The sequence below is a fragment of the Micromonospora narathiwatensis genome (assembly GCF_900089605.1).
GTDB classification, from domain to species: Bacteria; Actinomycetota; Actinomycetes; order Mycobacteriales; family Micromonosporaceae; genus Micromonospora; species Micromonospora narathiwatensis.
In genome coordinates this window covers 6,452,031-6,476,071 of sequence record NZ_LT594324.1, presented here as the reverse complement: position 1 = coordinate 6,476,071, position 24,041 = coordinate 6,452,031, and the positions used below count along the sequence as shown (strand labels likewise).

The following is a 24,041-nucleotide window of genomic DNA, read 5'->3' as shown; positions in this document are numbered from 1 at the left end:
CCTTTCGTTCGCGGATGTCAGGTGACGTCGATGACCGCCTCGCCGGTCAGCGTGGTGGTGCCGTCGGCGAGGGTTACGGCGAGTTCGATGGTGGCCAGGCCGTCCGTGACGGCGACGACCCGGCCGGTGCAGGTCGGTTCGCCGTGCACCGGGGTGATCGCGGAGAAGCGCACCCGGTAGGAGCGGATCCGGTCCTGCGGCACCCACCCGGTCAGCAGCCGCCCGAGGTACGCCATGGAGAGCATGCCGTGGGCGAACACGTCGTCGAGCCCGGCGGAGCGGGCCACATCGATGTCGATATGTATCGGGTTGTGGTCGCCGGAGGCGCCGGCGAAGAGCGCCAGCGTGGTCCGGGACACCGGCGGGATCCGCAGCGGCGGCAGCTCGGTGCCGACCCGGATGTCTGCCGTGCTCATCGGGGCACCTCCGGATTGCGTACGACGATCACAGAGGTCGCCTCGGCCACCAGGTCGCCGTCGCGTATGACGTCGGTCCTGCGGACCAGGAACTCCAGCGCGCCGCCCCGCTTGGCGTACACGTCGTCGATCCGGGTGCGCAGCGCGACGGTGTCACCGGCGTGCATCATCGAGTGGTAGGTGAACGACTGCTCGCCGTGCAGGACCCGGCGCAGGTCGACGCCCAGCTCGGCGAGGTAGCCCCACGGGTCCGGCCCCTCCATTTCGAGGCTGAAGAAGAACGTGGGTGGTACGGGCAGGTCCGGGTGGCCCGCCTGCCTGGCGGCGTCCAGGTCGACGTAAACCGGGTCGGTCTGGCCGATGGCGTTGGCGAAGGACCGCAGCCGGCCGCGCTCCACGGTGACGGTGATCGGCGCGAACGTCAGCGCCCTGGCCTGGTCCGGGTCGACGGGCATCGGTCAGCTCAGCTTCTCGTAAAGGGTCACGACGGCGGCGCCGCCGAGGCCGATGTTGTGCTGCAACGCCACGGTGGCGTCGGCCACCTGCCGCGCCCCCGCCTGGCCGCGCAGTTGCCAGACCAGTTCGGCGCACTGCGCCAGCCCGGTCGCGCCCAGCGGGTGCCCCTTCGACAGCAGGCCGCCGGAGGGGTTGGTCACCACCCGACCGCCGTAGGTGTTGTCGCCGTCGTCGATGAACTTCTCGGCGGTGCCCTCCGGGGTCAGGCCGATCGCCTCGTAGGTCAGCAGTTCGTTGGTGGTGAAGCAGTCGTGCAGTTCCACTACGCGCAGGTCCTCGGGGCCCACGCCGGAGCTCTCGTACACCTGCCTCGCGGCGGCCCGGGACATGTGGTAGCCGACGAGGGCACGCGGGTCGCCGCTGTCGAACGTCGACGGCTGGTCGGTGGTCATCGCCTGCGCTCTGATCGCCACGTCGGTACGCAGGCCGTGGCGGCGGGCGAAGTCCTCGTCGCAGAGCACCGCGGCCGCCGCCCCGCAGGTCGGCGGGCAGCACTGGAGGCGGGTCAGTGGACCGTAGATGGGCGGCGAGGCGAGGACCTCCTCGACGGTGACCGGATCCCGGAACACCGCGTACGGGTTGTTCGCGGCGTGCCGGCGGGCCTTGACCGCGATCTTGGCGAAGGTCTCCGGCCGGGTGCCGAACCGCGCGGCGTATGCCGCACCCGCGCCTCCGAAGTACCGGGCGGCCATCGGGGCGTCGCTGCCGCCCTGGATCCGGGTCGAGACCTCGTCGAACCGGTCGAACGGGGTGGGCCGGTCCGACCACTGCGCTGTCAACGCGCCCCGCCGCATCTGCTCGAACCCCAGCGCCAGTACGCAGTCCGCCGCGCCGGACTCGACCGCCTGCCGGGCCAGGAACAGCGCGGACGAACCGGTCGAGCAGTTGTTGTTGACGTTCACGATCGGGATGCCGGTCTGGCCGACCCGGTAGAGCGCGGCCTGCCCGCACGTCGAGTCGCCGTACACGTAGCCGACGTACGCCTGCCGCAGGTGCGCGTAGTCGACTCCGGCATCCGCGAGCGCGGCTCGTGTCGCCTGCTCGCCGAGCACGTCATAGGTCTGGCTGGTCCTCGGGGTGGCGAACGCGACCATGCCCACGCCCGCCACGAGCACTCGTCGACTCATCGGCGCTCCTGCTATCCGGAGTTCACTTACCATCCCTCTTCTCAGGCTACGACAGAAAACGTCGATACATCGACCCCTGTAAGGCTTGCCGGGATTCACATCGGGAGCGGGTCAGGAGGCCCCGCCGATCGAACGTCGGGAGAGGTGGGTCAGCATGGCCTGGTTGGCCGCCCAGCCGTCCGGGAACTTCACCGGCAGGTCCAGGTGCACCCGCTCGGTCGACGGGTGCGCGTCGAGCAGCTCGGCGATCCCGGCCCGGGCCACCACGACACACGCGTGCCGGTGCCGGGAGGCGAGCACGCACAGCCGCCCCGACTCCAGGTGGAACGCGGTGGCGTCCCGCCGCCCGGACAACGGGTGCAGCACGATCGTCACGTCGTACTCCCGGCCCTGGAGCCGGTTGGCGGTGTCGACGGTGATGCCCGCGCCGGCCTCACCGAGCCGGGCCCGGATCGCCGCCGCCTGGTCGCGGTGGGCGGCGCCGACGGCGATCCGGTCCGCCGTGACGGGCGCGCCGTCGGGCGCCTGCTCGGAGACCGCGACCGCGCCACGCCGCAACACCCGCAGGGCGAGGGCCGCGCAGGCCGCCGCGGCCTCGCCATCCGTACGCAGCGTGTGCCGGGCCGGCAGCTCGTACAGCCCCCAGCCGGTGGCGGCGGCCACGTCCACGGTCGCGTCGTAGGCGTCGCCGGGCCCGGGTTCGGTGAACGTCAGTGCCCGGTCGGTGGGCCCGGTGCCGGCCCGGAAACCGGTGAACGGATAGAACGCCTCCGCCACCACCGGCGCCGCGCTGGCGGGCAGCCGCCAGGACACCGGCAGCCGGTGCACCGGCAGGTCCGGGTTGTGCCGCAGCAGCGTGGCCACGGCCGACTGCATCGGATCCCAGCTCAGGCCGGTCCAACGTGCGGTCTCGACGGTGGAGAACGGGTCGAGCTGACCGGGGTCACCGACGAACAGCGCCCGCTCGAACCGGCCGGCCACCCGCAGCAGGGCGTCCGAACGCATCTGGTACGCCTCGTCCACGATCGCCCACGGCCAGACGCCCTCGGCGACGGTGGCCCACTTGGCGGCCGTACCGATGATGACGGCCGACGCGGCGAGGTCGGCGACCTTCGCCGCGACCCGGACCGTCTCGTGGCCCTCGACCCGCTGCGACGGCCGGTAGTCCGCGGCGGAGAGCCGGCCGATACGCAGCTCGGGGGCCTTGCGGGCGAGGCGGTCGATGAGGTCGTCGACCTGTTCGTTGGTCTGCGCCACGATGATCAGGGGCTCGCCGGCGGCGGCCAGTTCGACGGCGGCGCGCACCACGAGGGTGGACTTGCCGGCGCCGGGCGGGGAGTCGACCACCACGCCCCGGTGCGTGCCGGAGCGCAGGTCGGCCAGCACGGCGGTGATGACCCGCTCGGCCTCGACCGCGGGCGGCACCGCGAGTCCGCCGACCATCGACTCCTCACCTCCCGACCTGGCGTCCCCGGCACCCTACCGGTCCGGGCCGGTCACGCGCCGCTCCGCTCAGCCGTGCGTCGAGGTGGCATGAACACGGTGAGTGGCGGTGACTCAGAGATGCCCCCAGAGCACGGTCCAGACCTGGTTGTCGGTGTGGGCCGGGTCGCGGTGGCAGGCGGACTGCTCGACCCGCCCGGAGTTGGTGAGGTTCCCGCCGCGCACCTCGACGCACTTTCCGCTGTGCTGGGCGACGATCTGGTACTGCCGCCCGTCGCCCGCACCGTCCCCGGTCGCGGGGCGCAGCACGAACGTCTGCGCGGGTGCGCCCTCGACGCACGTCTCCTGGATGACCTTCGCCCGGTCGGCTCGGCTCGCGCCGTCGATGCCGAGGCAGAGCCCGTTGGCCGTGTTCGTGATCTGGAACGTTCGCGGGGCGAGCCGCCGGAACCGGAACACCTGGGACGTGCTGCCGGTGCAGGTGTACTGCTGTAGTTTCGCGCCGGGCTCGGTGCTGCCGTTGACCACGTGCAGGCAGCGGCCCGAGTGCCCCGCCACCGCCTGCGTGTCGACGTCACGGCGGGCGAGCGCCCGGTACACCGCCCAGTACGTGCCCTTCGCCTCGATGGCGGTGTCGTAGAGGGTGGCGTTGCCGTACTCCGGGTCGTCGTCGGCGTTCGCCCACGAGTAGCTGTCGGTGAAGCCCCACACTGTCACCGATACGCAGCGGGAGACCGCCAGGCAGGCGTTGGTGGCCCGGCGGAAGAGCAGCCGCTGCTTGATCTTGTCCTCGGCGGTCGGCGCCATCGGGACGCGTACGTCAAGCTCGGTGACGGCGACCTCGACGCCGAGGTCCGCGAAGCGTTGCAGCACGGCGCGGAATCCGGTGGCCTCGTTCACCCGGGTGGTCAGGTGCGTCTGGAAACCGACGCCGTCGAGCAGCCCCCGCGACTTCAGGCGCGCGGCGAGCGCGTAGTAGGCGTCGCTCTTCGCGCCGGCGTGCTCGACGTTGTAGTCGTTGAGGTAGAGCCGGGCGGTGGGGTCCGCGGCCCGAGCGGTCTCGAACACGCGGACGATCGCGTCCTCGCCGCCGAGGTCGGTCCAGTAGTCGCGGAGGCGGGCGTCGTCCTTGTCGGAGATCGGCTCGTTCACGACGTCCCAGACGTCGACGCGGCCGGCGTAGCGGGACACCGTCGTCCGGACGTGCTCCAGCATGGCGGCGTCGCGCTCGGCCGCGCTCAGGTTCGACGTCCAGGTGGGGTTGCTGTTGTGCCAGGCGAGGGTGTGTCCCCGTATCTTCTGGCCGAACGACTCGGCGGTCTCCACCAGGTAGTCGGCGGCGCTCCAGTCGTACGCGTCGTCGCCGGCCGTCTCCAGCCGGCTCCATTTCATCGCGTTCTCCGCCGTGACGGAGTCGAACTGCTGGTGCAGCGTGTCCCGGTACCTGTCGTCGGTGGCGAGTGCGGTGATGTTGACGGCCGAGCCGATTTTGATGCCCCGCACGGCGGCGAGTGTCCGCAGCGTCGCCGGGGTGGCCTCGGTCGACGGGCCGGCCGGTGCGGCCGCGACCATCGAGCCCAGCAGCGCCGCGAGCAACGCGATGACGGGCCCCCAGCGCCGCATATGAATCCTCCTCGGTGATCGCTCCAACCTAGTCGCGCACCGCCAGGGCGGACACCTGAGGCGGTGCGGGGCCGGTCCGGCACGCCAGCCCCAAGGGGGTGCGGGCCGGTGGCCCACGGCCACCGACCCGCACCGTTCACGCCCGGCCGGTCAGTCGCGGCGCTCCCCTACCCGGTACGTGACCAGGTTCGGGTCGGCCTTGAGCTGCCGTTCGGTGAACTTGATGGTGTCCGCGCCCTTGCCCGAGTACAGCCGGGTCTGGTCGGCGTACCAGGGCGAGTTCGGGTTGGCCGACTGGGAGTAGGTGAGGATCTGCCGGCCGGACGGCCCGTTCCTGCCCAGTTCGACGGCCATCAGGAACGACGTGCCGTGCACCACCTTCGGGTAGCCGACGCCGGGTTCCAGCAGGTTGATGGTCATGTTGAACACGCCGGCCTCGGGCCAGCCGCCGTGGATCGGGATGCGTTCGGTGCCGCGCGGCTCGGTCTGGATGTCGCCGAGGCGGGCGTCGAGCGGGATGCCGTCGAGCAGTTGGACGGCGTCGGCCAGGGCGGTGCGGACCGCCGGGTCGTCGACGGCGAGCCGGCCCGGCGTGGTGAGCGGGGCGGCCGGGTCGAACGGGTCGGCGAACCGCATCCCGCCGGCGCGGGCGAACTCGGTGAACAGGTGCGCGCCCCGGCTGTCCAGGTCGACCCGCAGGTCCCAGCCGCGCAGGGCGGCGCAGGCGGCGGTCAGGTCGACGCGGGTGCCGTCGGAGGCGGTGGCGACCGGGTGGGCCGTACACGATTTCACCAGGTCGTCGCGGACCAGCTCGCCGCCGTAGGCGCGGTTGCCGAGGGTGACCGACCACAGGTTGGCGGGGGTGAACCGGGTGCCGGGGAGCCCGTCGGTGCCGGCGAGGCGCTGCCGCACCTGGTGGACGCCGAGCCGGGTACGCAGGCTCCGCTCGGTGCGCTCGTTGCCGATGATGCGGGGGAAACCCTCCAGGGGCTGGGCCGGGTTGGCCAGCCAGTAGCTGTCGTTGGAGTTGGTCACGTAGTCGCTGCGGACCAGGGTGGGCAGGTGCGCCGGGCCGAGGATGCCGGGCACCGCCGCGTCCGGGTCCCGGCCCAGCTCGCAGGCGGAGCGGGAGCCGTCGAGGATGGCCTGGCCGCTGCCGGCGTACAGGTCGCGCCAGGCGGCGGGGATGCAGGCGGCGGCGAGGTTGTCGGTGACCCGGGGCACGACGGAGTGGTCGGCGTAGAGGGCCTTGCCGTCGCTGTCGGCGGCGATGACGTTGACCCAGGGCAGGAACTGCCGCCGGTCCAGCACCGTGCGCAGGTCGGCCACCGACTTGGCGCGGCCCATGGCCAGCCAGCCGTCGAGCGCGCGGTTGTTGGCCGCGTTGGGGTCACTGATCGCGTACGCGGTGTCGGTGGTCCAGTCGAACGCGCCGGGGACCACGACGACGGGGCCGAAGTGGGTGTCGTAGAGGGTACGGCTGACCGGCCCGCCCGGGGTCTGGACGGTGACCGTGCGGGCGGTCATCTTGCGGGGCTTGCCGTCATAGACGTAGCTGGTCGGGTCGCCGGGCGCAAGGGTCAGCTGGTGGAAGGCGAAGCGGCGGGCGGTGGAGACGGTGTGGCTCCAGGCCACCCGGCCGTTGTGGCCGATCTCGATCAGCGGGTCGCCGACCAGGGCCGCGCCCTCGACGTCGTAGCGGCCGGGGACCTTCAGGTGCATCCGGTAGAACCGGTCCGGGCCGTCCCACGGGAAGTGCGGGTTGGCCAGCACGATGCCGGCTCCGCTGGCGGTGGCGTCGCGGCCGAGCCCGTACGCGTTGCTGCCCACCCCGGCCGGCGCGCCGTCGGGGGCGGCGACCACGGCGGCGGCCTCGGGGGCGGGGAGCTGGCCGGTGAGCTCGCCGGGGCGGGCCGGGGCGGTGCCGGCGGGCGGTGCGGCGGCGACGATGCCGTCGGCGAGCGCGGCGGAGCCGGCTCGGGCCATGTTCGTCCAGTGGGCCCGCCACAGGTCCAGCTCGGTGATCGGCCGCACCCACGGTTTGCCGGCGCAGGCCGGATCGGTGAGGTGCGCCGCCCCGGTGTGGCGCAGGTATGCGTTGTAGCCGGCGGCGAAGCCGCGGATCTGGTCGCGTACCTCGTTCGAGGGCGAGTGCACTCCGTCGCGGGGGCCGGTGAGCAGCCGTTCGACGACCCGGTCGTCGATGACCTTCTGCTGGAACAGGTCACTGGTGACGTTGGCGGCGGCATCGCCGGTCGTACCGAACCAGCGGGATCGTTGGGCGCGGGCGGTGACCATCGACTCGGCGATGATGCAGATGTTGTCCTCGGCCTGGACGTAGCCGACGCCGTAGCCGAGGCCGGCGAAGTCCTGGGCGGTGATGTGCGGTACGCCGTACGAGGCGCGCTGGATGAGGGCCGAGTAGCCGCCGGAGTGGGCGGCGGCGGGGCCGGTGGTGGCGGTGAGGCCGGCGGCGACCAGGCCGACGGCGGTGGCCGCGGCGGCCAGCCGGCGCGGCCTCATCGGCGCACCCGTCGTTGATGGTGTTGGGACATCGGACGTCCTCCCCGTCTGTCGACTGTCCATTGCCGACTGACGCTAGTGACGTCCGCCGCTCGGGACATCGGGGAAGACCACCAGCTCGACCCGGGGGTGGCCCCCAGGGGACGGCACCCGGGCGTCAGCCCAGGCGCCCGCATGCCTGCAGCAGATCCCGGTACCAGACGCTGAACAACAGGCCGACGGGAGCGTTGACTTCCCTGTTTCGGTTGTCGCCGGTCTTGATCGAGAACCGTACCGGCAGCGGCTCCTGCTCGATCGGGATCGAGCACTCGAATCGCACCTCGACGTCGACCAGCGCGGTGCTGCCGGGTGGTATCGGCCGGGGCTGGCCGGTGTAACGGATCCGCGCGTCCGGCCGCTGCCCGGTGGCCGTGAGGACCGTGATCGGCGCGGGGCCGGCGTTGATCAGCGCCAGTTGACCGTCCAGCCGGACCCGGCCCGAGGAGTTCGTGCCCATGCCACTGGTCGTCGCAGGCATGGCCACGAGTGAGATCCTCCGCTCCCGGTGTTCACGCGAGTCTCGGAGCTCGTTGACGCCGACGCCGCCGAGCACGACACCGACCACGAAGGCAGCGGCCAGGCGCAGCGTCGTCGGGTGTCCTGCCGCGCGTCGGCCGGGCTCGACGCTGGCAGATCCAGCCTGTGCACCGTCGTGCTTGTCCAGGTCGATTACGCCATCCTCTGCCGGCATCGCGTCAGCTTAGGGTCTCGCTGACGGCACGTGGGATCGCCGGCCTGACGCGCGTGGCCGCAGGCACGGCCGAAGAAGCTTCGACTGCGCCTACGGCCTTTACGCTGGCGTTACTTGCTGTAGTTCTCCCCGAGGGCCCTACCGGGGATCGGCTTGGCGATGAGAGCGACGGGGATGAAGAAGCAGATCTGGCTGATCGCCAGGGTGAGCGTCCACAGCGCCTTGTCGTCGTAGTGGGCGGATGCCCTGGCGTACAGTTCGTCGGGGACGCGCTCCCCGAACGGATTCGAGGTCAGGACGGCCTCCACGAGCGCCAGCGCGACCCGCTCGGCGTCGGTGAAGTAGGGGGCGTCGCGCCATGACGCCACGGCGGTGATGCGCTCCTCCGATTCCCCGGCCTGACGGAGGCCGCCGGCTTGCCGGACGGTGTGGTACGTGCTGCCGACGATCTGCCCGGCGCGTAGCTGCACCAGGCTGATGGTGCTCTGCGGGATCGAACCGTTCAGCGTGGCCTTGGCCATGGCGCCGGCGATCGCCGCCATCTCGGGGAAGAACTGCATGGGGTCGGGCAGGCGCGACTGGAGGTCGTTCTGCGTGGTCGTCGCGGACGTGGACATGGGTTTCCCTCCCAAATCTCGGCGGTGTTCTGAGGGCTGGCCCCGTTAGTCCGACGACACCGCCGCCGAAAATGTGAGGCGGCCCGCCAACCTCGCAGTTCGCTGCGGTGTCCCATCCCCGCGGACGGCCCGCGCATGACAGCGGCGACGCCGCGCGCCTAGCATGTTCCGACGTCACATTCGCGAGGGTGAGTGCCTTGACCGATCGGATCATGCAAGGTAGGACCGTCGTGATCACTGGGGCCAGCGACGGCCTCGGCGCCGAGGCGGCCCGCCGGTTGGCCGGCCGGGGCGCGACCGTGGCGGTGGTCGGCCGGTCACCGCAGAAGACCGCCGCCGTCGCCCACCAGCTCGGTGCCGAGCCGCTGGTCGCCGACTTCGCCCGGCTGGCGGACGTACGCGCGCTCGCCGAAACTCTCCTCGACCGCTACCCCCGCATCGACGTCCTGGCCAACAACGCCGGCATCGTCCTGCCCAAGCGGATCCGCACCGAGGACGGCTACGACACGATGTTCCAGGTCAACTACCTGGCCCCGTTCCTGCTCACCAACCTGCTACTGGATCGGCTGACCACCGCCGGGCCGGCGAGGGTCATCACCACCTCCAGCAAGGCCAACCGGTCCTGCGGCGTCGACCTCGACGACCTCGAAGGCGCCCGCCAACGATCCGGCATGCTCCGGTACGGGATGACGAAACTGCAGGGCATCCTGTTCACCCGCGAACTGGCCCGGCGTACGCGGGGCAGCGGGCTGACCGCGACGGCGTTCCACCCCGGCGTGGTGGCCGCCACCGGGATCAACCGGGACAGCCCGCTGATGGCCACGCTGGCCCGGTATCGCCTGTTGGGCAAGGTGAGCACCGTCGAGCAGGGCGCCGCGCCGCTGGTCCACCTGGCCACGATGCCCGACCCGCAGGCGGCCAACGGCGTCTACTACGACGGCCTCAAGCCCGATGGCCCCGTCCATCGGCAGGCCAAGGACGACCAGTTGGCCACGCGCCTGTGGGAGCGCACGGCGGAACTGCTCGATGCCCAGGCGGCGTGACACCCGCCGTCCGCCCGGTGTGCCGACAGTTCACGGAGTCACGTACGTGGCTGTCGCCGATCGGGAACGACGAGGCGCCAGACCCGAACGCGGAGATTCAGGAGACACCATCGACCAGGGCCCTCGCTTCCCAGCCTGCTATCCGAGCTCCGCTTCGCCGCACTTGCGCAACGAACTTCTCGGCTTCGACAACTACCTCCAACCGTAATTCGGTTTTCGACAGTCGCCGGCGGCTGTGCACCTCGATGTCTTGAGCGAAAACCTTCCCTACGAGTTCCGGCACGTAGTCGATCTCTACGCTGTCGAAGACGAAGTCATCGACGAGCACTCGGCACCACGGCTGCTCAGCCACGTAGCTGACACACACTTCGGGTCGATCTCCGTCACCGACACTCAGCCAGATGTCCACGATTCGCGGTTCGTCAAGGTACGGGCGGAGCTCGACTTCCGGCGCGAGACCCAAGGAGCGGACCCTTCGCGTAATCCGCTCCGCCAGCTCATCTGAGCCTGCCGCCACCCTACCTCCACTTGCCGCAGAAGAGATCGACCTTCCCCGTTTGATTTTGGCTCAAAAGACCGCGCGGGCAACTTCTTGGCTCCATACTGCTTGGTTCAACGAGACAACCGGACCGACCATGAGGCGTAAAAGACGATCGCCGGGTCCGACAGCGGATCCCTCGAACCGGTGGCCACTCAGATCTAATCACCGATGAAGGACATGGACAACTGCGGATCAACGCGAGCTTTTTCGGCCAGCTGAACAATTCTGCGAAGAAGCTCCACCTCTTCGACAGCGCGACTCTCAGTCATTGCATAATCCAGCTCCTCAACGAGCTGGGGCATATCTGCGGAAGTGAGTTCTAATGAGCCATAGGGATCCACCCGGTCAAGCATCGGAGTTCGACCAAGATGGCAGACACGCCTCAGGATTCTCGCGAACGAATCATCAGGGTCGCCGACTTCGAGCAATAGCACACTCTTCCGGCGTCTCGGGCCCATGCCCCTCTGACTCGCCGCTCGCAACTCGACGTCCACTCCCACGCGGTCACAGTAACACCGACTCTATTGATGAACGGGGTATGCCGCGATAACTCACTCGTTCCCATCGAGCCGCCCGCGGACATCCGAGACAATCCGCGGCCACCAGGGCACATCCGATAATGCGGTTACCAGAGTTATGCTCGCAGGCCTGCCCAACAAAGCACTTCTCAACGCGCATACCACCCTTTGGTGGTCGACACGAGACGCTCGTCCTGATTCTTGGTCGTATCGTTTAACTGCGGACTGATCGATAGTCAGATTCCCAAGTCGGGTGCTGGCCCGTCGGCAACCGGCGCGGCGCAGGGCCCGCAATTCGGCACCGACACCTGACTCCGCGATCAGCACCTGAACGGCCAATGTCTAGGCCTCAACCCCTACCAGCTACCACCATTCGGCGTTCGACGCCGTCTCGTAGTCATACTCTTCGACGTAATCCCATTTGTTGCCGGTGAGCACCTCGTAGGCGTTCGATGGAATATCCAAGATCGACTCGGCATGCGCGGCCTCGACGGTTACGTAGTGCCGGAACACCGAACCGTCACGGAGGACCGCCGAAAAAGCAGCAGGACCCGCCACAATGACCGCGCAGCGTGCGTACAGGAACCCGTCATCCGACAGGCGCTCGCCTGACTCGTCCTCACCGGGAATCAAGGTCTCAGCAAGGGATCGTCGGTCAAGCTGGTACAGCTTGTACGCCAGGGTCTCGGCGAACTCTAGAATTCGCTCCACCGGCCCTTGAGCCAGCTCCGCCGTCAGCTCCTCGTAGGGCCGATCATCTTGCAGCTCCGGTCGCCCACCGAGCCGCCCTACAAGTTCCCAGAACTCAGCGTCCTCCAGCACCTTCGACCTCAGATCTCTCCACGCAGCAACCCCGTGCGCTCGCTCCCCTTCACGTAGCGACAGGTCGCCCCAGCGCGGATACCTTCGCGGGCCGATTACCCATTCCTGGGTTCGGCCAGGGAAGGCAGTAGCGCGGCAAGGTTCTCGCTGTCGACACCGTCACCAGCGGTCCAGCACCACAAGGGATAACCGAGATCGTTCTTGCCCTCGGGCTGCGGACGGTGCTCCCAAGCAACAAACGCGGCACCGAAGCCGGGGCAACGCGCCGTCTGCAGGATCCCGCAGACCGCGAGGATCTCCAAGAACCCTGTCCGCTCGTCCTTGTTCCCCGGCAGCATCGTCAGAGCAGCGGCCGCTCGGTTCGCCGTGGTTCTGGGCGGCAGCGACCGGAGCGTGTCGATGATCTCGGCGAGCAGTGCGTAGTCCTCGTCGCCCGGCGCGGCCTGCGGTGCACGCGCGAACTGCAACAGGTCGAACACACAGTACTCAAGCTCGTCGCGGCGCACGCCGCCCCAGTTGAAGCGCTCAAAGTTCAGCAAATTCGGTTCCGCGAGCTCGAACGTATCCGCTGTGCCACAAATGCGGCACGGCCCGTCCGCGCCAGCAAGCGGACTGAACCGGTGCGCCGGCATGTGCCGCACGTAGGCCAGGGACGCGAGCGCGGACCGCAGATCCAGCCTACGGCTGCGAAGACTACCCACGAACGCCGACCGCACGTCGGCCGGTGTTGTTCGCGCGGCAACCTCCACGGCAGCCGTCACGATGTGGTCGTGGGTCAACTCTCGGTGTGCCAGGTCGGTCCACAGGCCGGCAGCCCTGAGCAGGGCTGCCGTCGCCTCGTCCGGTTTTGCACCCTCGCGCCAGCCCTGCTGCCCCCAGTAGACCGACTTGAGCGCCTTGAGGGCAGCGATGTCCACGGCATACCGGCCGGCTGGCATCATGTATGGCCCTGTCATCCCGGCCTCCCTGGCGCTCGCAATGGCCCTACTGTAGCGGCGTGGCTGCTGGTTCCCGTCGCGTACGGCCTTCCGGGCCGGGCCGCTCGGGCGTTTGCCCGTCCCGGAAGGCCGGACGTCGTCAGTCCCGCCCGCCGCGCCGCAGATAGTCGCGTGCCGCCTTGAGGTATTGCTGTCGCTTCCTGTTCTTGAGGCTGATCGCACGTTGCCGGTCCAGCAGCGGCGTATACCGGCGCTGCACCATCTCCTCGAGACCGCGACGCGTCGCGTATTTATTGCTGCGGTAGACCACCTTGAATTCTAGCTCTGGGAACTTGGCCTTGTGCTTCGACATTCGCTTGGCCAGGTTGCCGGTCTGGCCGACTCGATATACCTTTCCGCTCTTGCCGGTGAGTACGTAGACACCGCCGACCTTGCAGCTGGCGTTGTGGACGAGCACGTCGTGGCCGTCCACGCCGACGACGTAGGTGTGGGTGTCGCCGACGTTGAGGTTGTAGACGGTTTGCTGTGACAACCAGCCTCGATCGAGGACATGTTGAACCGGGGCTCGTTCGCCGTGGCTGCCGATGATCACGTCTCCGACTACGACGTGTGCGGCGTTGGTCCAGCCCTTGCCGTCGACCCAGATGGGGTGTTCGGCGGTCGCGGTGAGGACGTCGCGGGCGTCGCCGTCGAGGTCGATGTCGATGAGGTGCCGGGTTCCCTGCCCGACGAAGATCGCGAGTACGGACCGCGAAGACCGCTCGCCGGTGGCGGGATCAACTGCAACCACCCGGTCCCCGACGTCGATGGCGGCGATCGGCACATGGCTGCCGTCGGCCATCAGGACCGGTGTGTCAGCGGCGAAGGAGTTGCATTTCCCGAACGCGCGGGCAACCTTCTGTCCGGCGGAGGCGAGTCTGCCGCCCTTGCTGGATGCGCGGATCGCGGTGACGGCGAGGCGGGCGCCCTTGACTGCTGCCCCGGCGCCGACGACAGCCGCCGCGGCTCCGGCGAAGGCCCAGGCGGCTTCTTTCCAGTTGCCGGTGGCGGCGTAGGAGACTGCGGAGACGACGCCGGCGATGGTGCCGATCGGGCCGGGGATCATGGACGCGTACGAGGCGACCTGGGCGACCTTGGACAGGCCCTTCTTGATGCTGCCCCAGCCCCATTTGCCGTCGAGGTCGGTGCAGTTGACCGGGTCGCCGGCGCAGTAGTCGTACGCGGTGGCGTTACCGCCATCGACGGGATCGACCTGCAGGAACCGTCCCAGGGCCGGGCTGTAGAGGCGGACGCCCATGAGGATGACGTCCCCGAGGGCTTCGGCGGAGCGTTGTTTGCCGCCGAGCCAGCCGTACCGCTGGTTGGCCTGCCCGGCCATCGGCACGCCGAACTCGTCGTAGTCGAAGAACTCGGGTTCGGTCAGGCCGGGGTCGACGGTGACCCCGATGTCGCCGTGCAGGTTGGTCAACTGCAGGCGTACGTCCCCGGTGGCCGAGGTGGTAGCGACGAGGTCTCCGCCGGGGCCGGAGACGTTGCGGGTGAGGCTGCCCAGGCTGGTGTCCTCGACGATCCAGCGGGGTTCATCGGAGTCGTCGCCGTAGTGGTTCAGCTTGGAGGTGGTGTTGGTCCAGGTCCCGTCGACCAGGGTTTCGGTGCTGAAAGCCCGGAACCGGTACGCGGGGTCGAGGGTCCACGTCTGCCGGGTGTCGTCGAGCTGCTGTTGCTTGATCAGGTCGTTGGCGTAGTAGGTGTTGGCCAGCCCGCTGGGCAGGGCGGTGGTGCGGCCGAACTTGTCGTAGACGTAGCCGGGGTCGATGAGGCGGTCGGCCGTGTCGTAGCTATGGTCGTCCTCCGCGTCGGCCGTGTCCTCCTGGCAGGTGCCGTCCCCGCCTGGGGCGTAGGTGGACTTGCGGGTGCGGTTGGAGCGGTCGTCGTAGGTGTAGGTGCGGGTGACGCAGCCGCCGGTGATGGCGCTGTCATGCCGAGTCTTCAGCAGGCGGCCGAGCCGGTCGTAGCCGTAGTTCTTGGCGCCGCCGGTGTAGGAGTGGTTCACCCACTGGCCGGCGGTGTTCGCCACCACCGACTCGGAGTAGATCGTCTCGCCGTCGGAGTCGCGGGTGTAGGTGCGCTCCACCGGTTGCAGGTTGGCGTTGAGCCGGTCGGTGCGGGTCAGGCCGCCCGGGTACTGCAGCTCGGTGAGCTGCCCGTCGGGTGAGTACTTGGCGTTGAACGTGCCGGCCACGCTGTCGGTCACACTGGTCAGCAGGCCCCGCGGCTCGGCCGCCCGGTCGTAAGTGAAGGTGGAGTAGCCGGTCGGGTCGGACACCTTCGACGGCTTGCCGTACCGGTCGAACTCGTTGACGGTCCGGCCGCCGTCCGCGTCGGTGTATGCGGCGAGCCGGCCCAGCAGGTCGTACTCGCGGGTGATGGTGGTGCCGTCGAAGAGGGTCTGCACCACGTTGCCCGTGGCGGTGTCGTGGACCGTGGTGACTGAGCCCAGGGATCCGCCGAGGTCGTTGGAGACCCAGGTGGAGATGACCCGGCCGGCCGCATCGTAGTTGGTGACGCTGACCCGGTAGGCGCCCTCGACGTGGTCGACGACCTTCTCCTGGTCACCCCACCGGTTGTACCGCTCGATGTTGCGCCACGGCAGGCTGCCGGGCATCCGGGCCGAGTCGTGTCCGGTGATCGAACCGTTGGCGTTGGTCACGCACGCCTGACCCGCCCACTCCGGTTTGTTCCCACACGATGCCTGGCTGGCGTTCGGGCCGGCCGTGTAATAGATCGTGTGGCTGCCCTTCGCGTCCGAGCCCGACGATCCGATGCCCCAGGACTTCAGGATCCGGCCCGCGCTGTCGTGCACGCTGTAGGCGGTCAGGTTCCGGCCACCCGGCCCGGCGTCCGCGATCACCTTGGTCGGGGTCTTCAGGACCCAGCCGGAGGTGCCGCCGTTGTGCGGGTCGTAGCCGTGCTTGCTGACCCGTACGTCGGCGTCGGGGTAGCCGACGATCTGCGCGCTCTCACTCTCGGTTGTCACCAGGTGGTAGGTGGCGCCGTCCGGCTTGCCCTCGTCGTAGGTCTTGACCGCGTGCGCCCGGCCGATCACCGTCTCGCCGGCCGAGATCGCTTCCAGCGGTCCGGCCCCGTCCGGGTCGGCCACCGGGTTCTCCAACACCATGAGCGAGGTCGGGCCGAGCGTGTCGATCAGGTCGATGCCGTCGGAGCTGTACGTATTCACCGTCGACAGCGAGAGGGCCCGGCTGGCGGTGTCCGAGCCGGCCAACCCGAGTTCGGCCAGGTAGGTGCTGGCGTTGGGCAGGGTGCCCAACGCGAGCGCCCGGTCCGTGGCCTCCAGGCTCCGGATCACGTTGCCGAACCGGTCGTACTCCTGGGTGTCGATGTGCCCGCCTGGGGTGGCGGTGTTCACCTCTTTACCGCCCGCGGAGAGGTAGTGGACGGTGGCGTACGGGTAGCCGCTGGTGCCGGGGGCGCTCGGCGTGGCCCGGTTGCGGCCCGGGTTGTTCTCCGGCCCGAACACGGCGGTGGCGTCGGTGGGCAGGTCGACCTGGCCCCAGGTGGCGATGGAGGCGGCGCCGAGGTTGTAGGGGCCGCCGGCGGCCTGGGTGAGCGGCACGTTGTAGACGACGTTGGTGGCGAGCTCACCGTCGGTGACGGTCTTGGAGCCCTGCTGCAAGGCGGCGCGGCGGACCTTCAGCAGCCGGCCGGCGTTCTCGTCCCCGGCCAGGGTGGCGACCTGGTCGGCGGTGAGGGCCTTGCCGTAGATGCGGACGTCGTCGATGCCGCCGTGCCAGGTGTTGGTGAAGGTAGCGTTCCACTGGGCCCGGCCGATCACGTACGGGCCGGTGGCGTTCCAGCCGCCGGTCGCGGCGGTGGTCGACTGCGGAACGCCGTCGACGTACAGGGTCATCTTGCCGGTGGCGGTGTCGTAGACGCCGGTGAGGTGGGTCCACCGGCCGAGCACCGGGGAGGTGTTGGACGAGGCGCGGATCGGCAGCGACGTGGAGCTGTCGGTGTCCATCCGGGAGAACGCCCACCGGTCGGTGGCCTGGACGTAGTTGAGGAAGAAACCGCTGGTGTACGAGCCGTTCTTGGACACCGCGGTGCGGTTGACGGACTTGTCGGTCAACCGCACCCACGCGGAGACGGTGTAGGAGGAGGTGTTCGACAGGGCGGTGCCGGCCACGGTGATCTGCTGGCCCGACGTCCCGGTGAACAACGCCGCCTTGTCGGCCGGGTTGTCCGGGTCGTTGCCCTGGCCCCAGGTGACGCCGCTGGCCATGGTGCCGGTGCGGCCGCTGCCCGAGGAGTCGGTGACGGTGGTGCCGGAGCCGGCGTCCAGGTCGTAACGCAGTGCTGCGGCGTCGACGTCGGCGTTGCCGTAGTCGAACTGCCAGGGCAGCTCACCGGCCGGGGTGACCTTGCTGACCCGACCTGCGACGTATTCGTAGCTGGTCTTCAGGGCCGGGGTGACGCGGGGGTCCCACACCTCGCGGAGCTGGCCCAGGTTGTCGTACGCGTACTTCGCGGTCTGGGTGGCGGTCATCGCGGAGGTGTTCGGATCCCAGGTCCACAACTTCACGCCGGAGACCCGGTCGGTGTAGTCACCGAACACGGTCTGGCTCAGCCCCGACGTGGTCGTCGTGGCGTACTCGTATTCGAGGACCTCACAGCCACGGGCCGGGGTCGCGGTGGTGCAGTTGTTCGTGTCGTCGACCCCCGGCTCGACCGGGTTGATCACCTTCTTGAGCAGCAGCCGACCACCAGCGGTGTCGTAGAGGTACCGGGTCGTGCTGACGGACTCCGGAGTCCATGACGACGTGGCCGCCCAGATCCCGCTCTGCGCGGTGAACTCGGTGATTGTGCCGTCGAGTTCGGTCAGCCGGTACGCGCTGCCGACCTTGGCCAGCACCATGCCCTCGGACCCCGGCTCCGGGGTGTAGCTGACCCCGTCGGGGTTGCGGGCGAAGGTGATCCAGTCGCCGCCAATGGTGTTGACCTGGGCCAGCGACGGCTCGGGCAGGGTTACGGTGGTGTAGTCCACGTCCGCTGCCCCGCCGGTCGCGCCGCCGGACCAGGCCGGGCCGAACGGTGCCACGATCTCGTTGACCGACAGGTTGTCCCAGTAGACCTTCTTCCCGGATCCACCCTGGGTGCCGTTGTAGAGGCGGAAGAACGCCTCGGTCGCCCCCGCCGGGACGGTCATGTCCACCGACAGCTCCTGCCAGCCGTCGGTGTAGGCGGCCATCGGCGAGGCGACCTCGGTGTAGGCGGTCCCGACCTTGTAGAAGCCGACGATCCGCAGACCCCGCGCCCCGAACTCGGGCACCAGACCGGTCGCGGCCGGCACGTAGATCCACCCCGTCGCCCGATACGTCCTGCCCGCGACCATGCCCAGGCGCATGCCGCCGCCGTCCCCGCCGACCGCCACGTAGGTGTCGTTGCTGGTCGTGGTGACCGGGGTGATCTCCAGCGAGGCGACCGGGGTCACCTCACCCTGGCCGAACGCCGTCGATCGGGCCGCCGACGAGGTGGAGGGCACGGTGAACCCGGTCAGATCTGTGGAGACCTGCTGCTGATTCGCGGTCAGCAGTTGCCCCATCGGCTGGTAACCGTTCGTTGGCTTGCGCGACGACGACGACCGGTCCACCGCCAGGCCCAACTCGTCCGCATCGGTCGATGACAGTGCGTAGTCGCCGGTGAGCAGGTTGACCGATCCGGGCCCGATGTCGTCGCTCGCCGCGCCGTCACCGCTGGAGTCGACCGACACCCGTACCCATGGGGTGGTGTAGGCGGGGGTGCCGCCGGTGGCGGTGTAGATCTGCGCGCGGATCTCGACCACGCCGCCGACCAGGCCGAGGGTGTCGGTGGCGTTCCAGATCGCGTACCCGCCCAGCGAGGACAAGGTGACCGGGCTGGCGGCGGTGGCGGTGATCGGGGCGCCGGTGGCCGAGGTCAGGTTCGCCGACGGGACTGGCAGGGTCGCCCCACCCGGGCCGCGCCGGTATTCGAAGTACGCCCGGGTGTAGCCGGCCACCGGGGTGGTGATCTGCAGCTTGGTGCGCTTGACGATCGTCGCCCCCGGCAGCGGCTGCGCCAGCGCCGCGTTGCCCGCGTCGAAGACGTACAGGTTCGCGCTGGACAGGTTGCCGGCGGAGTCCTTCGCCTGCACCGTCAGCGTGCGGCGCCCGTCACGCGGGCGCAACGTCACCAACGTCGCACCGGTGGCCGCGACCGTCGTCGCCGACGCCTCGTAGTCGAGCTTGTAGACGAACGCCGCGAGGTCGTTGGTGCCGGACGCCGGGGTGAACGTGAACGTGTCGGGCGCTTCCGCGCCGCCGTGCGGCTGCCCGTCGTTGAGGTAGATGGTGGCCGTCACGAACGGCACCCCGGGCTTGACGGTGTCGACGGTCAGCGTCGACCACCCGGTCCAGGCGCCGTAGCTGTAGGGGTCCTTGGTCCGTACCCGCCACTCGTACGCGGTGTCGTTGACCAGGTCGACCGGTACCTGCCAGCTTGCGGTGGACCCGTTCGTCCACGCCGGGTTACCCGAGAGCAGACCGGACGTGGCGACCGTCGCCTGGGTGGTCTTGTTCCGCACCTCGTACTCGGCCTGCAGCGTCTGCCCGGCATCGGCGTCCGCGAGCTTCGCCGACAGCGTCGGCCGCACAGCGGAGGTGCGTGCGCCTGCCCCGCACAGCGTGTAGCAGGGTGCGACCGCCAGTGTCGACGGGGTGCCCGGCGCGCTGTTGTAGGTGATCGACACCAGCGGCGGGTGGGTGCCCTCGGCGGAGTCGAACCGCTTCCACGACAGGTGGTTCGTCTCGCTGGTCCCGCGCAGCATCACGCTGGCGCTGGTCTGGTTGTTGTCGGCGGCGTACTGCAACGCCCCGCCGACCTCGATGTAGACGTAGCCGTCGCTGCAGGACGAGTTGTAGCCCTTCGTCTCCGTGGACGTGCCGACCTTCGCCCGCGCGGCCGGTTGGTTCGTCCACCGCACCGACGAGTCCACGTAGTCGGTGCGCCACGCCTCCCACGACGCCGCCGTGCAGGACCACGAGTGGTAGTTCCACAGCCGCAGCTTCGCGGTGATGATCCGGCTGCCCGCGAACCCGGTGGTGTTGAAGCGCAGGTACGACCGCGCCGTGAACGAACCACCGTCGTCGGAATAGCCCAGCTTCAGATCCGCCGAACCGGACTGGTCGCTGCTGTAGCTGTTCTGCACGAACGCGTCGAACGACGGCGACAGCGAGGTCGGCGGGTCGATCGTCACGGGGAAGGACAGGTCCGTGCGGGCCAGGAAGGCCGCGTCGGGCGTCAGCTCCATGACCGTACGACCGGCGCCCTTGGCGAGGGTACGGAGCCCGACCCGGCCACGGTTGACGTGTTCCAGGGACTGCGGGGCCACCTCGGCGTCCCACATCAACGGGGTCTGCGCCCGCCCCACCTGCCGGCCGGCCTTGTCCTTCAGGACCAGGCCGCCCATGCCGTCACCGACCGCGTTCAGCTTGCCGGTCCGCATCGGCACGCTCAGCTTGCGTACCCGCGCCAGCCCCGCCCGGTCCTTCACCACGAAATGCTGCTCGTAGCCGGTCGCGTGCGCGTGGAACACCAGGTCCACACCCGGCAGCACGTCCGGGTACGTGATCGTGCGGCCGTCCAGCACCGGCTCCGGCAGCGGTCCCGCCCACGCCAGGGCCGCCCGCTCGTCGCCCTCACCGACCGCGACGAGTTCGTGCTCGCCCGCACCGGATGCGGGCCCGGAGAAGGTGAGACCGCGCGGGTGCGCCTTCGGCGCGACCGACCCGTCCGCCCGGCGCTCCAACGTCAGATCGACCGGCACCCAGCGGTCGCCCTCACGCACCCGCACCGGGGCGAGGGACCGTTCCTCGGTCAGGGTGCCGTCGGGGTTCGCGAACACCTGCGTCGTCTCCGACCGCCGGCCCGCGACCTCTACCCGGGCACCGCACAGCTTCGCCGACACCGCAGCCGACACCTCGTCCGGCCGGTCATCGGGGCACTTCGGCTTCGGCGCCGGCGCCGCAGAAGGTGCCGCCTGCGCCGGGAGGGACGGCCGTGCCGGCACCTCCGACAACGTCGCCACCAGGACCAACGCCAACAGGATCGCCAACCGGCGAACCGAACCGGCGAACCTTCCGCCAGCCAGATTGATGAACACACGAGACTGCCAGCGGTGCGTCGGCACAGGCCCTCCCCGTTTCGGCCACTCAGTCGAGGCGACCAGAACATAGATTGCTGGAGATGCGCCGATCAAGACTTGATTCTGCGGTCAGTAACGGATAGTGCGCGGAACGTAGCAGTCGAGATCGCCGATTAACCCCTGCGGGCGACCACATCGGGCGAACGATGGCGAAGCCACCGGCATACCGGACGGTTTCCGGCCCAAAGCGCGAGCCGGCGAGTCATTCACCGAGCCGCCGCGCCGCCTCGGCCGACTGCCAGCTCCGCAGGGCGTCCTTGATCTGCCGGTTCTCGGCGCATACCTCGGTGAGCTGGCGGGTCCGCTCCCCCAGCTCGAAGGCGAGCCGGTGCAGCAACGCGTCCACCTCGTCGATCCGATAGCCGCGCCTGGTCACCGGGAGCGACAGCGCGGCGATCCGGTCCGGCGTGAACGGGCCGCGCAGGGCGTTGCGGCTGCGGTAGACGGTCATCGCCACGGGATCCGTTCCGGCAGGTGGATCCGCTCGGCGGGCACCCCGGCGGCGAGCAGCCGCAGCCGCGACCCGGCCCGCATCGCCGGCGGTCCGCACGCGTACACGGCCTGGTCGGGGCGCAGGTGATCGAGGGCGACGGTGAGCGCGTCGCCCCGCTCCCCCGGGTCGGCCGACGAATCATGCGAGAGCGCCGGCACAATCGTCAGCCAGTGGTGGGTTTGCTGAAGCTTGTCGAGGGTGACCGCGTCGTACAGGCTCTCCACCGAGCGGGCTCCGACGACCAGGGTCACCCGCCGGCCGTCCGGGTCGGCGGCGACCTGCTCGACCAGTGCGCGCAGCGGGGCCAGCCCGGTGCCGCCGGCCACCAGCAGCAGGTCACCGCCGACCAGACCCAGCCCGGTGTCGACGGGCGGCCCGAGGTGGAGCAGCTCTCCGGGGCGTACCTCGTGGACCAGGCTGGTGGAGACGGTGCCGCCGGGGACCGCGCGGACGTGCAGCTCGACGGTGCCGTCCGGGCGCGGCGCGTTCGCCGGACAGAGCCAGCGCCACCGCCCGGGCCGGCGCGGCGTGCACACCGGCACCGCCTGGCCGGGCCGGAACGGCAGCCGCCGCCACGGCCGTACCGTCAGGATGGCGACCCCGTCGCAGGCCCGGTCGTGGCCGACCACCTCGGCCGGCCACCAGGCCGGGCCGTCCCCCATCAGCCCGGCGGCCCGCTCAACCTTCTGCCAGGGCACCGCGGCCTGTAGGGCGCCGTCGATGACGGCGGCGTGCTCCGGGCGCAGGCCATAGCGACGGTACGCGCGGCCGAGCACCGCCAGCAGCGCCAACCTGTTCGGGCGGTCATGTTTTGCCGTGAGCTGCCGCAGCGCGGCGTGGAGCAACGGGGCCTCCCGCTCCGGCAGCAGACCCGGGCAGCGGACCTCCACCGCCTCCCAGAAGCTTGCGGCGCTCCGTTCGTGGTGCGTTTTCAGGACCCCCGCCAGGTAGTCGACCGCGCGCCGGTGCTGCGCCTCCGACCAGCCCAGGTTCGGAATCTCGACCTCGCCGCCGGTCCCGCTGGTCAGCGACCGCGCCAGGTGCGCCTTCAGCCGATCCCAGTCCACCCCGATCAGATACGCGGACAACTCCACGTCCGCCGCCACCAGGCTCAGCCAGCGGCCAACCGCCTCACGTGCCTCCGGCACCGTCATCGTGCCGCGTCCACCATCGCCCCGGCCTGCAGTTCGGTGAGGCCGGCGGCTTCGAGGGTGGCGTGGCCCCAGCGGGCCAGGCGGCACGGGTATGGGACGCGTTCGCTGCGGCAGAGCAGGCCGTGCGGCCAACTCTCCGGCGTGTGGACGCGGACGGCCCGCGCGGCGAGGGCCAGGTCCTCGTCGGTGACCGGGGTTAGGACGGGGAAGTCGGCGAGTACGGCGGACATCGGTGGGCGCCTCCAGCGTTTGCGTGCAGCGGCACCGGGGCGGGCGGGGACAGCGAATCCGCGATCGGGGGAGGGCGGTGCCGCTGGAGCCCAGCACCCGCCCCGGGCCATACGCTCACTGTCGATTCAGCTTGGGGGTGCTGGTATGCCGGGATGATCGTGACCGGCATGCACGATCCGTATACGAACGGCTACGACGAACGGACTGAGACGTGCTGCCGGCCCAGCCGGTGGGCGTGCCGCTGGCGGGCGGCGTCGAGGAGCGGGCCACGGTGCGGCGCCGGGGCAGTGCGCTGCGTCCGCGCCCAGAGGCGGACCAGGGCCGCGATGAAGGCGGTGACCACCTCACCATCGGCCTCGGCGAAGGCGGGGATGCGGGCCGCCCACTGCTCGGCTTCGGCCGGGCTGTGGCCGGCGCGGACGAGCCGGACCAGCATGAACGCGCTGTCGATCCAGGCGGCGCCCCGGGAGGGGGCGGACCAGTCGACCAGCCGGAGCCGGTCGCCGAGCAGGAAGTTCCGGGGCGTCATGTCGGTGTGCAGGAGGGTGTCCCCGTCGACCAAATCGGGGGCGATGAGTCCGCGCCAGCGATCGGTGAACGGCTGCACGTCGAGGGGCGGGCAGGGAGTGAGCTCCTGGGCGAGCGCCGCCAGTAGATCAGCGACCGCATCCAGATCCGGTGAACCGGGTTCCAGCATGGGGGTGCGGGCCGGGTGCGTGCTCGAATCCGAGCAGGAGCCACCCGTCGCGCTCGACGGTCCAGCGGAGTCGAGTTGCCGCGTCGGAGAGCCATGGATTGATCCGGGCTTCCTTGCGGTAGAGCCAGGTACTTGGGCCGTTTGTCTGTCCGCCCTTGCAGAAGACCCGCCCGGTGGGGGTGTGGAGGGTGACGGCGAGTTCGCAGGATGCCCCGTCAAGCAGCGACTCGGCATGCCCACCTTGCCGGTGTTCCGATCGACCACGCGCTGCACCCCTGCGGGGGAGATCGTGCCAGTGATGGCGGCGCGGCATTGGTGAGCCCTCCCGAGCGGCGGTCCCAGACAGCGTATGCCTGGAACCGCAGGAGGC

Annotated in this window: 18 protein-coding genes; 1 reads left to right on the top strand and 17 read right to left on the bottom strand. The window is 70.0% G+C overall.

All coding sequences use genetic code 11. From position 1 onward, the window contains the following. Positions 1 to 17: 17 nt before the first annotated feature. From GA0070621_RS28705 to GA0070621_RS28665, 8 genes are all read right to left on the bottom strand, one after another. The gene (locus GA0070621_RS28705) at positions 18 to 416 is read right to left on the bottom strand and encodes a MaoC/PaaZ C-terminal domain-containing protein (protein ID WP_091201589.1); all 399 of its coding nucleotides are present in this window, start codon (positions 414 to 416) and stop codon (positions 18 to 20) included. After that, entirely contained in the window at positions 413 to 871 is a 459-nt protein-coding gene (locus GA0070621_RS28700) for a MaoC family dehydratase N-terminal domain-containing protein (protein ID WP_091201586.1), read from the bottom strand. The genes GA0070621_RS28705 and GA0070621_RS28700 overlap by 4 nt, the downstream gene beginning before the upstream one ends. 3 nt (positions 872 to 874) lie before the next feature. After that, positions 875 to 2,059 (bottom strand): lipid-transfer protein, encoded by a 1,185-nt coding sequence (locus tag GA0070621_RS28695; protein ID WP_091201585.1) that lies wholly within the window; start codon positions 2,057 to 2,059, stop codon positions 875 to 877. Positions 2,060 to 2,170: 111 nt separating this feature from the next. After that, the gene (locus GA0070621_RS28690) at positions 2,171 to 3,502 is read right to left on the bottom strand and encodes an AAA domain-containing protein (RefSeq protein WP_091201583.1); all 1,332 of its coding nucleotides are present in this window, start codon (positions 3,500 to 3,502) and stop codon (positions 2,171 to 2,173) included. Positions 3,503 to 3,616: 114 nt separating this feature from the next. Continuing rightward, on the bottom strand, positions 3,617 to 5,125 hold the full coding sequence (locus GA0070621_RS28685) for an endo-1,4-beta-xylanase (RefSeq protein ID WP_091201581.1): 1,509 nt from the start codon (positions 5,123 to 5,125) through the stop codon (positions 3,617 to 3,619). Positions 5,126 to 5,275: 150 nt separating this feature from the next. Further along, positions 5,276 to 7,648: an acylase gene (locus tag GA0070621_RS28680; protein WP_091201579.1), complete on the bottom strand. Its 2,373-nt coding sequence runs from the start codon at positions 7,646 to 7,648 to the stop codon at positions 5,276 to 5,278. A 157-nt stretch (positions 7,649 to 7,805) separates the two neighbouring features. Continuing rightward, the gene (locus GA0070621_RS29710) at positions 7,806 to 8,378 is read right to left on the bottom strand and encodes a hypothetical protein (RefSeq protein WP_157740089.1); all 573 of its coding nucleotides are present in this window, start codon (positions 8,376 to 8,378) and stop codon (positions 7,806 to 7,808) included. Between the two features lie 110 nt (positions 8,379 to 8,488). Further along, positions 8,489 to 8,995 (bottom strand): carboxymuconolactone decarboxylase family protein, encoded by a 507-nt coding sequence (locus GA0070621_RS28665; protein WP_091201571.1) that lies wholly within the window; start codon positions 8,993 to 8,995, stop codon positions 8,489 to 8,491. Positions 8,996 to 9,225: 230 nt separating this feature from the next. Between GA0070621_RS28665 and GA0070621_RS28660 the strand changes: the two genes are divergently transcribed. Then, positions 9,226 to 10,038, top strand: coding sequence for an SDR family NAD(P)-dependent oxidoreductase (locus GA0070621_RS28660; protein WP_167667562.1), 813 nt, complete (start codon positions 9,226 to 9,228; stop codon positions 10,036 to 10,038). A gap of 97 nt (positions 10,039 to 10,135) precedes the next feature. Here the strand turns inward: GA0070621_RS28660 and GA0070621_RS29705 are convergent, their stop codons facing one another. From GA0070621_RS29705 to GA0070621_RS31040, 9 genes are all read right to left on the bottom strand, one after another. After that, the gene (locus GA0070621_RS29705; protein ID WP_157740088.1) at positions 10,136 to 10,447 is read right to left on the bottom strand and encodes a hypothetical protein; all 312 of its coding nucleotides are present in this window, start codon (positions 10,445 to 10,447) and stop codon (positions 10,136 to 10,138) included. 290 nt (positions 10,448 to 10,737) lie between these two features. Next, a complete protein-coding gene (locus GA0070621_RS29700) occupies positions 10,738 to 10,920 on the bottom strand; it encodes a hypothetical protein (RefSeq protein ID WP_157740087.1) in 183 nt (60 codons plus the stop codon). 540 nt (positions 10,921 to 11,460) lie between these two features. Continuing rightward, positions 11,461 to 11,919 carry a DUF4240 domain-containing protein gene (locus tag GA0070621_RS28650; protein ID WP_157740086.1) on the bottom strand — a complete coding sequence of 153 codons (459 nt, stop codon included), beginning with the start codon at positions 11,917 to 11,919 and terminating at the stop codon, positions 11,461 to 11,463. Between the two features lie 95 nt (positions 11,920 to 12,014). Continuing rightward, positions 12,015 to 12,875, bottom strand: coding sequence for a hypothetical protein (locus GA0070621_RS28645; protein ID WP_157740085.1), 861 nt, complete (start codon positions 12,873 to 12,875; stop codon positions 12,015 to 12,017). A 121-nt stretch (positions 12,876 to 12,996) separates the two neighbouring features. Further along, positions 12,997 to 20,859, bottom strand: coding sequence for a LamG-like jellyroll fold domain-containing protein (locus GA0070621_RS31150; protein ID WP_091201562.1), 7,863 nt, complete (start codon positions 20,857 to 20,859; stop codon positions 12,997 to 12,999). 439 nt (positions 20,860 to 21,298) lie between these two features. Beyond that, positions 21,299 to 21,547, bottom strand: a complete 249-nt coding sequence (locus tag GA0070621_RS28635) for a DivIVA domain-containing protein (protein WP_167667561.1) — start codon at positions 21,545 to 21,547, stop codon at positions 21,299 to 21,301. Beyond that, positions 21,544 to 22,743: an FAD-binding oxidoreductase gene (locus GA0070621_RS28630; RefSeq protein WP_091201558.1), complete on the bottom strand. Its 1,200-nt coding sequence runs from the start codon at positions 22,741 to 22,743 to the stop codon at positions 21,544 to 21,546. Before GA0070621_RS28630 ends, GA0070621_RS28635 begins: the two co-directional genes overlap by 4 nt. Next, entirely contained in the window at positions 22,740 to 22,973 is a 234-nt protein-coding gene (locus tag GA0070621_RS28625; protein WP_091201556.1) for a hypothetical protein, read from the bottom strand. Before GA0070621_RS28625 ends, GA0070621_RS28630 begins: the two co-directional genes overlap by 4 nt. A gap of 191 nt (positions 22,974 to 23,164) precedes the next feature. Beyond that, positions 23,165 to 23,671 (bottom strand): hypothetical protein, encoded by a 507-nt coding sequence (locus GA0070621_RS31040; RefSeq protein WP_167667560.1) that lies wholly within the window; start codon positions 23,669 to 23,671, stop codon positions 23,165 to 23,167. Between the last annotated feature and the right edge of the window lie 370 nt (positions 23,672 to 24,041).

What these genes read in the sequence shown, in the direction of transcription:
- GA0070621_RS29710 (WP_157740089.1), bottom strand. Translation starts at nt 8,378, where the DNA reads ATGCCGGCAGAGGATGGCGTAATCGACCTGGACAAGCACGACGGTGCA.
- GA0070621_RS28630 (WP_091201558.1), bottom strand. Translation starts at nt 22,743, where the DNA reads ATGACGGTGCCGGAGGCACGTGAGGCGGTTGGCCGCTGGCTGAGCCTG.
- GA0070621_RS28705 (WP_091201589.1), bottom strand. Translation starts at nt 416, where the DNA reads ATGAGCACGGCAGACATCCGGGTCGGCACCGAGCTGCCGCCGCTGCGG.
- GA0070621_RS28635 (WP_167667561.1), bottom strand. Translation starts at nt 21,547, where the DNA reads ATGACCGTCTACCGCAGCCGCAACGCCCTGCGCGGCCCGTTCACGCCG.
- GA0070621_RS31040 (WP_167667560.1), bottom strand. Translation starts at nt 23,671, where the DNA reads ATGCTGGAACCCGGTTCACCGGATCTGGATGCGGTCGCTGATCTACTG.
- GA0070621_RS28625 (WP_091201556.1), bottom strand. Translation starts at nt 22,973, where the DNA reads ATGTCCGCCGTACTCGCCGACTTCCCCGTCCTAACCCCGGTCACCGAC.
- GA0070621_RS28700 (WP_091201586.1), bottom strand. Translation starts at nt 871, where the DNA reads ATGCCCGTCGACCCGGACCAGGCCAGGGCGCTGACGTTCGCGCCGATC.
- GA0070621_RS28645 (WP_157740085.1), bottom strand. Translation starts at nt 12,875, where the DNA reads ATGACAGGGCCATACATGATGCCAGCCGGCCGGTATGCCGTGGACATC.
- GA0070621_RS28690 (WP_091201583.1), bottom strand. Translation starts at nt 3,502, where the DNA reads ATGGTCGGCGGACTCGCGGTGCCGCCCGCGGTCGAGGCCGAGCGGGTC.
- GA0070621_RS28680 (WP_091201579.1), bottom strand. Translation starts at nt 7,648, where the DNA reads ATGAGGCCGCGCCGGCTGGCCGCCGCGGCCACCGCCGTCGGCCTGGTC.
- GA0070621_RS28665 (WP_091201571.1), bottom strand. Translation starts at nt 8,995, where the DNA reads ATGTCCACGTCCGCGACGACCACGCAGAACGACCTCCAGTCGCGCCTG.
- GA0070621_RS28695 (WP_091201585.1), bottom strand. Translation starts at nt 2,059, where the DNA reads ATGAGTCGACGAGTGCTCGTGGCGGGCGTGGGCATGGTCGCGTTCGCC.
- GA0070621_RS28685 (WP_091201581.1), bottom strand. Translation starts at nt 5,125, where the DNA reads ATGCGGCGCTGGGGGCCCGTCATCGCGTTGCTCGCGGCGCTGCTGGGC.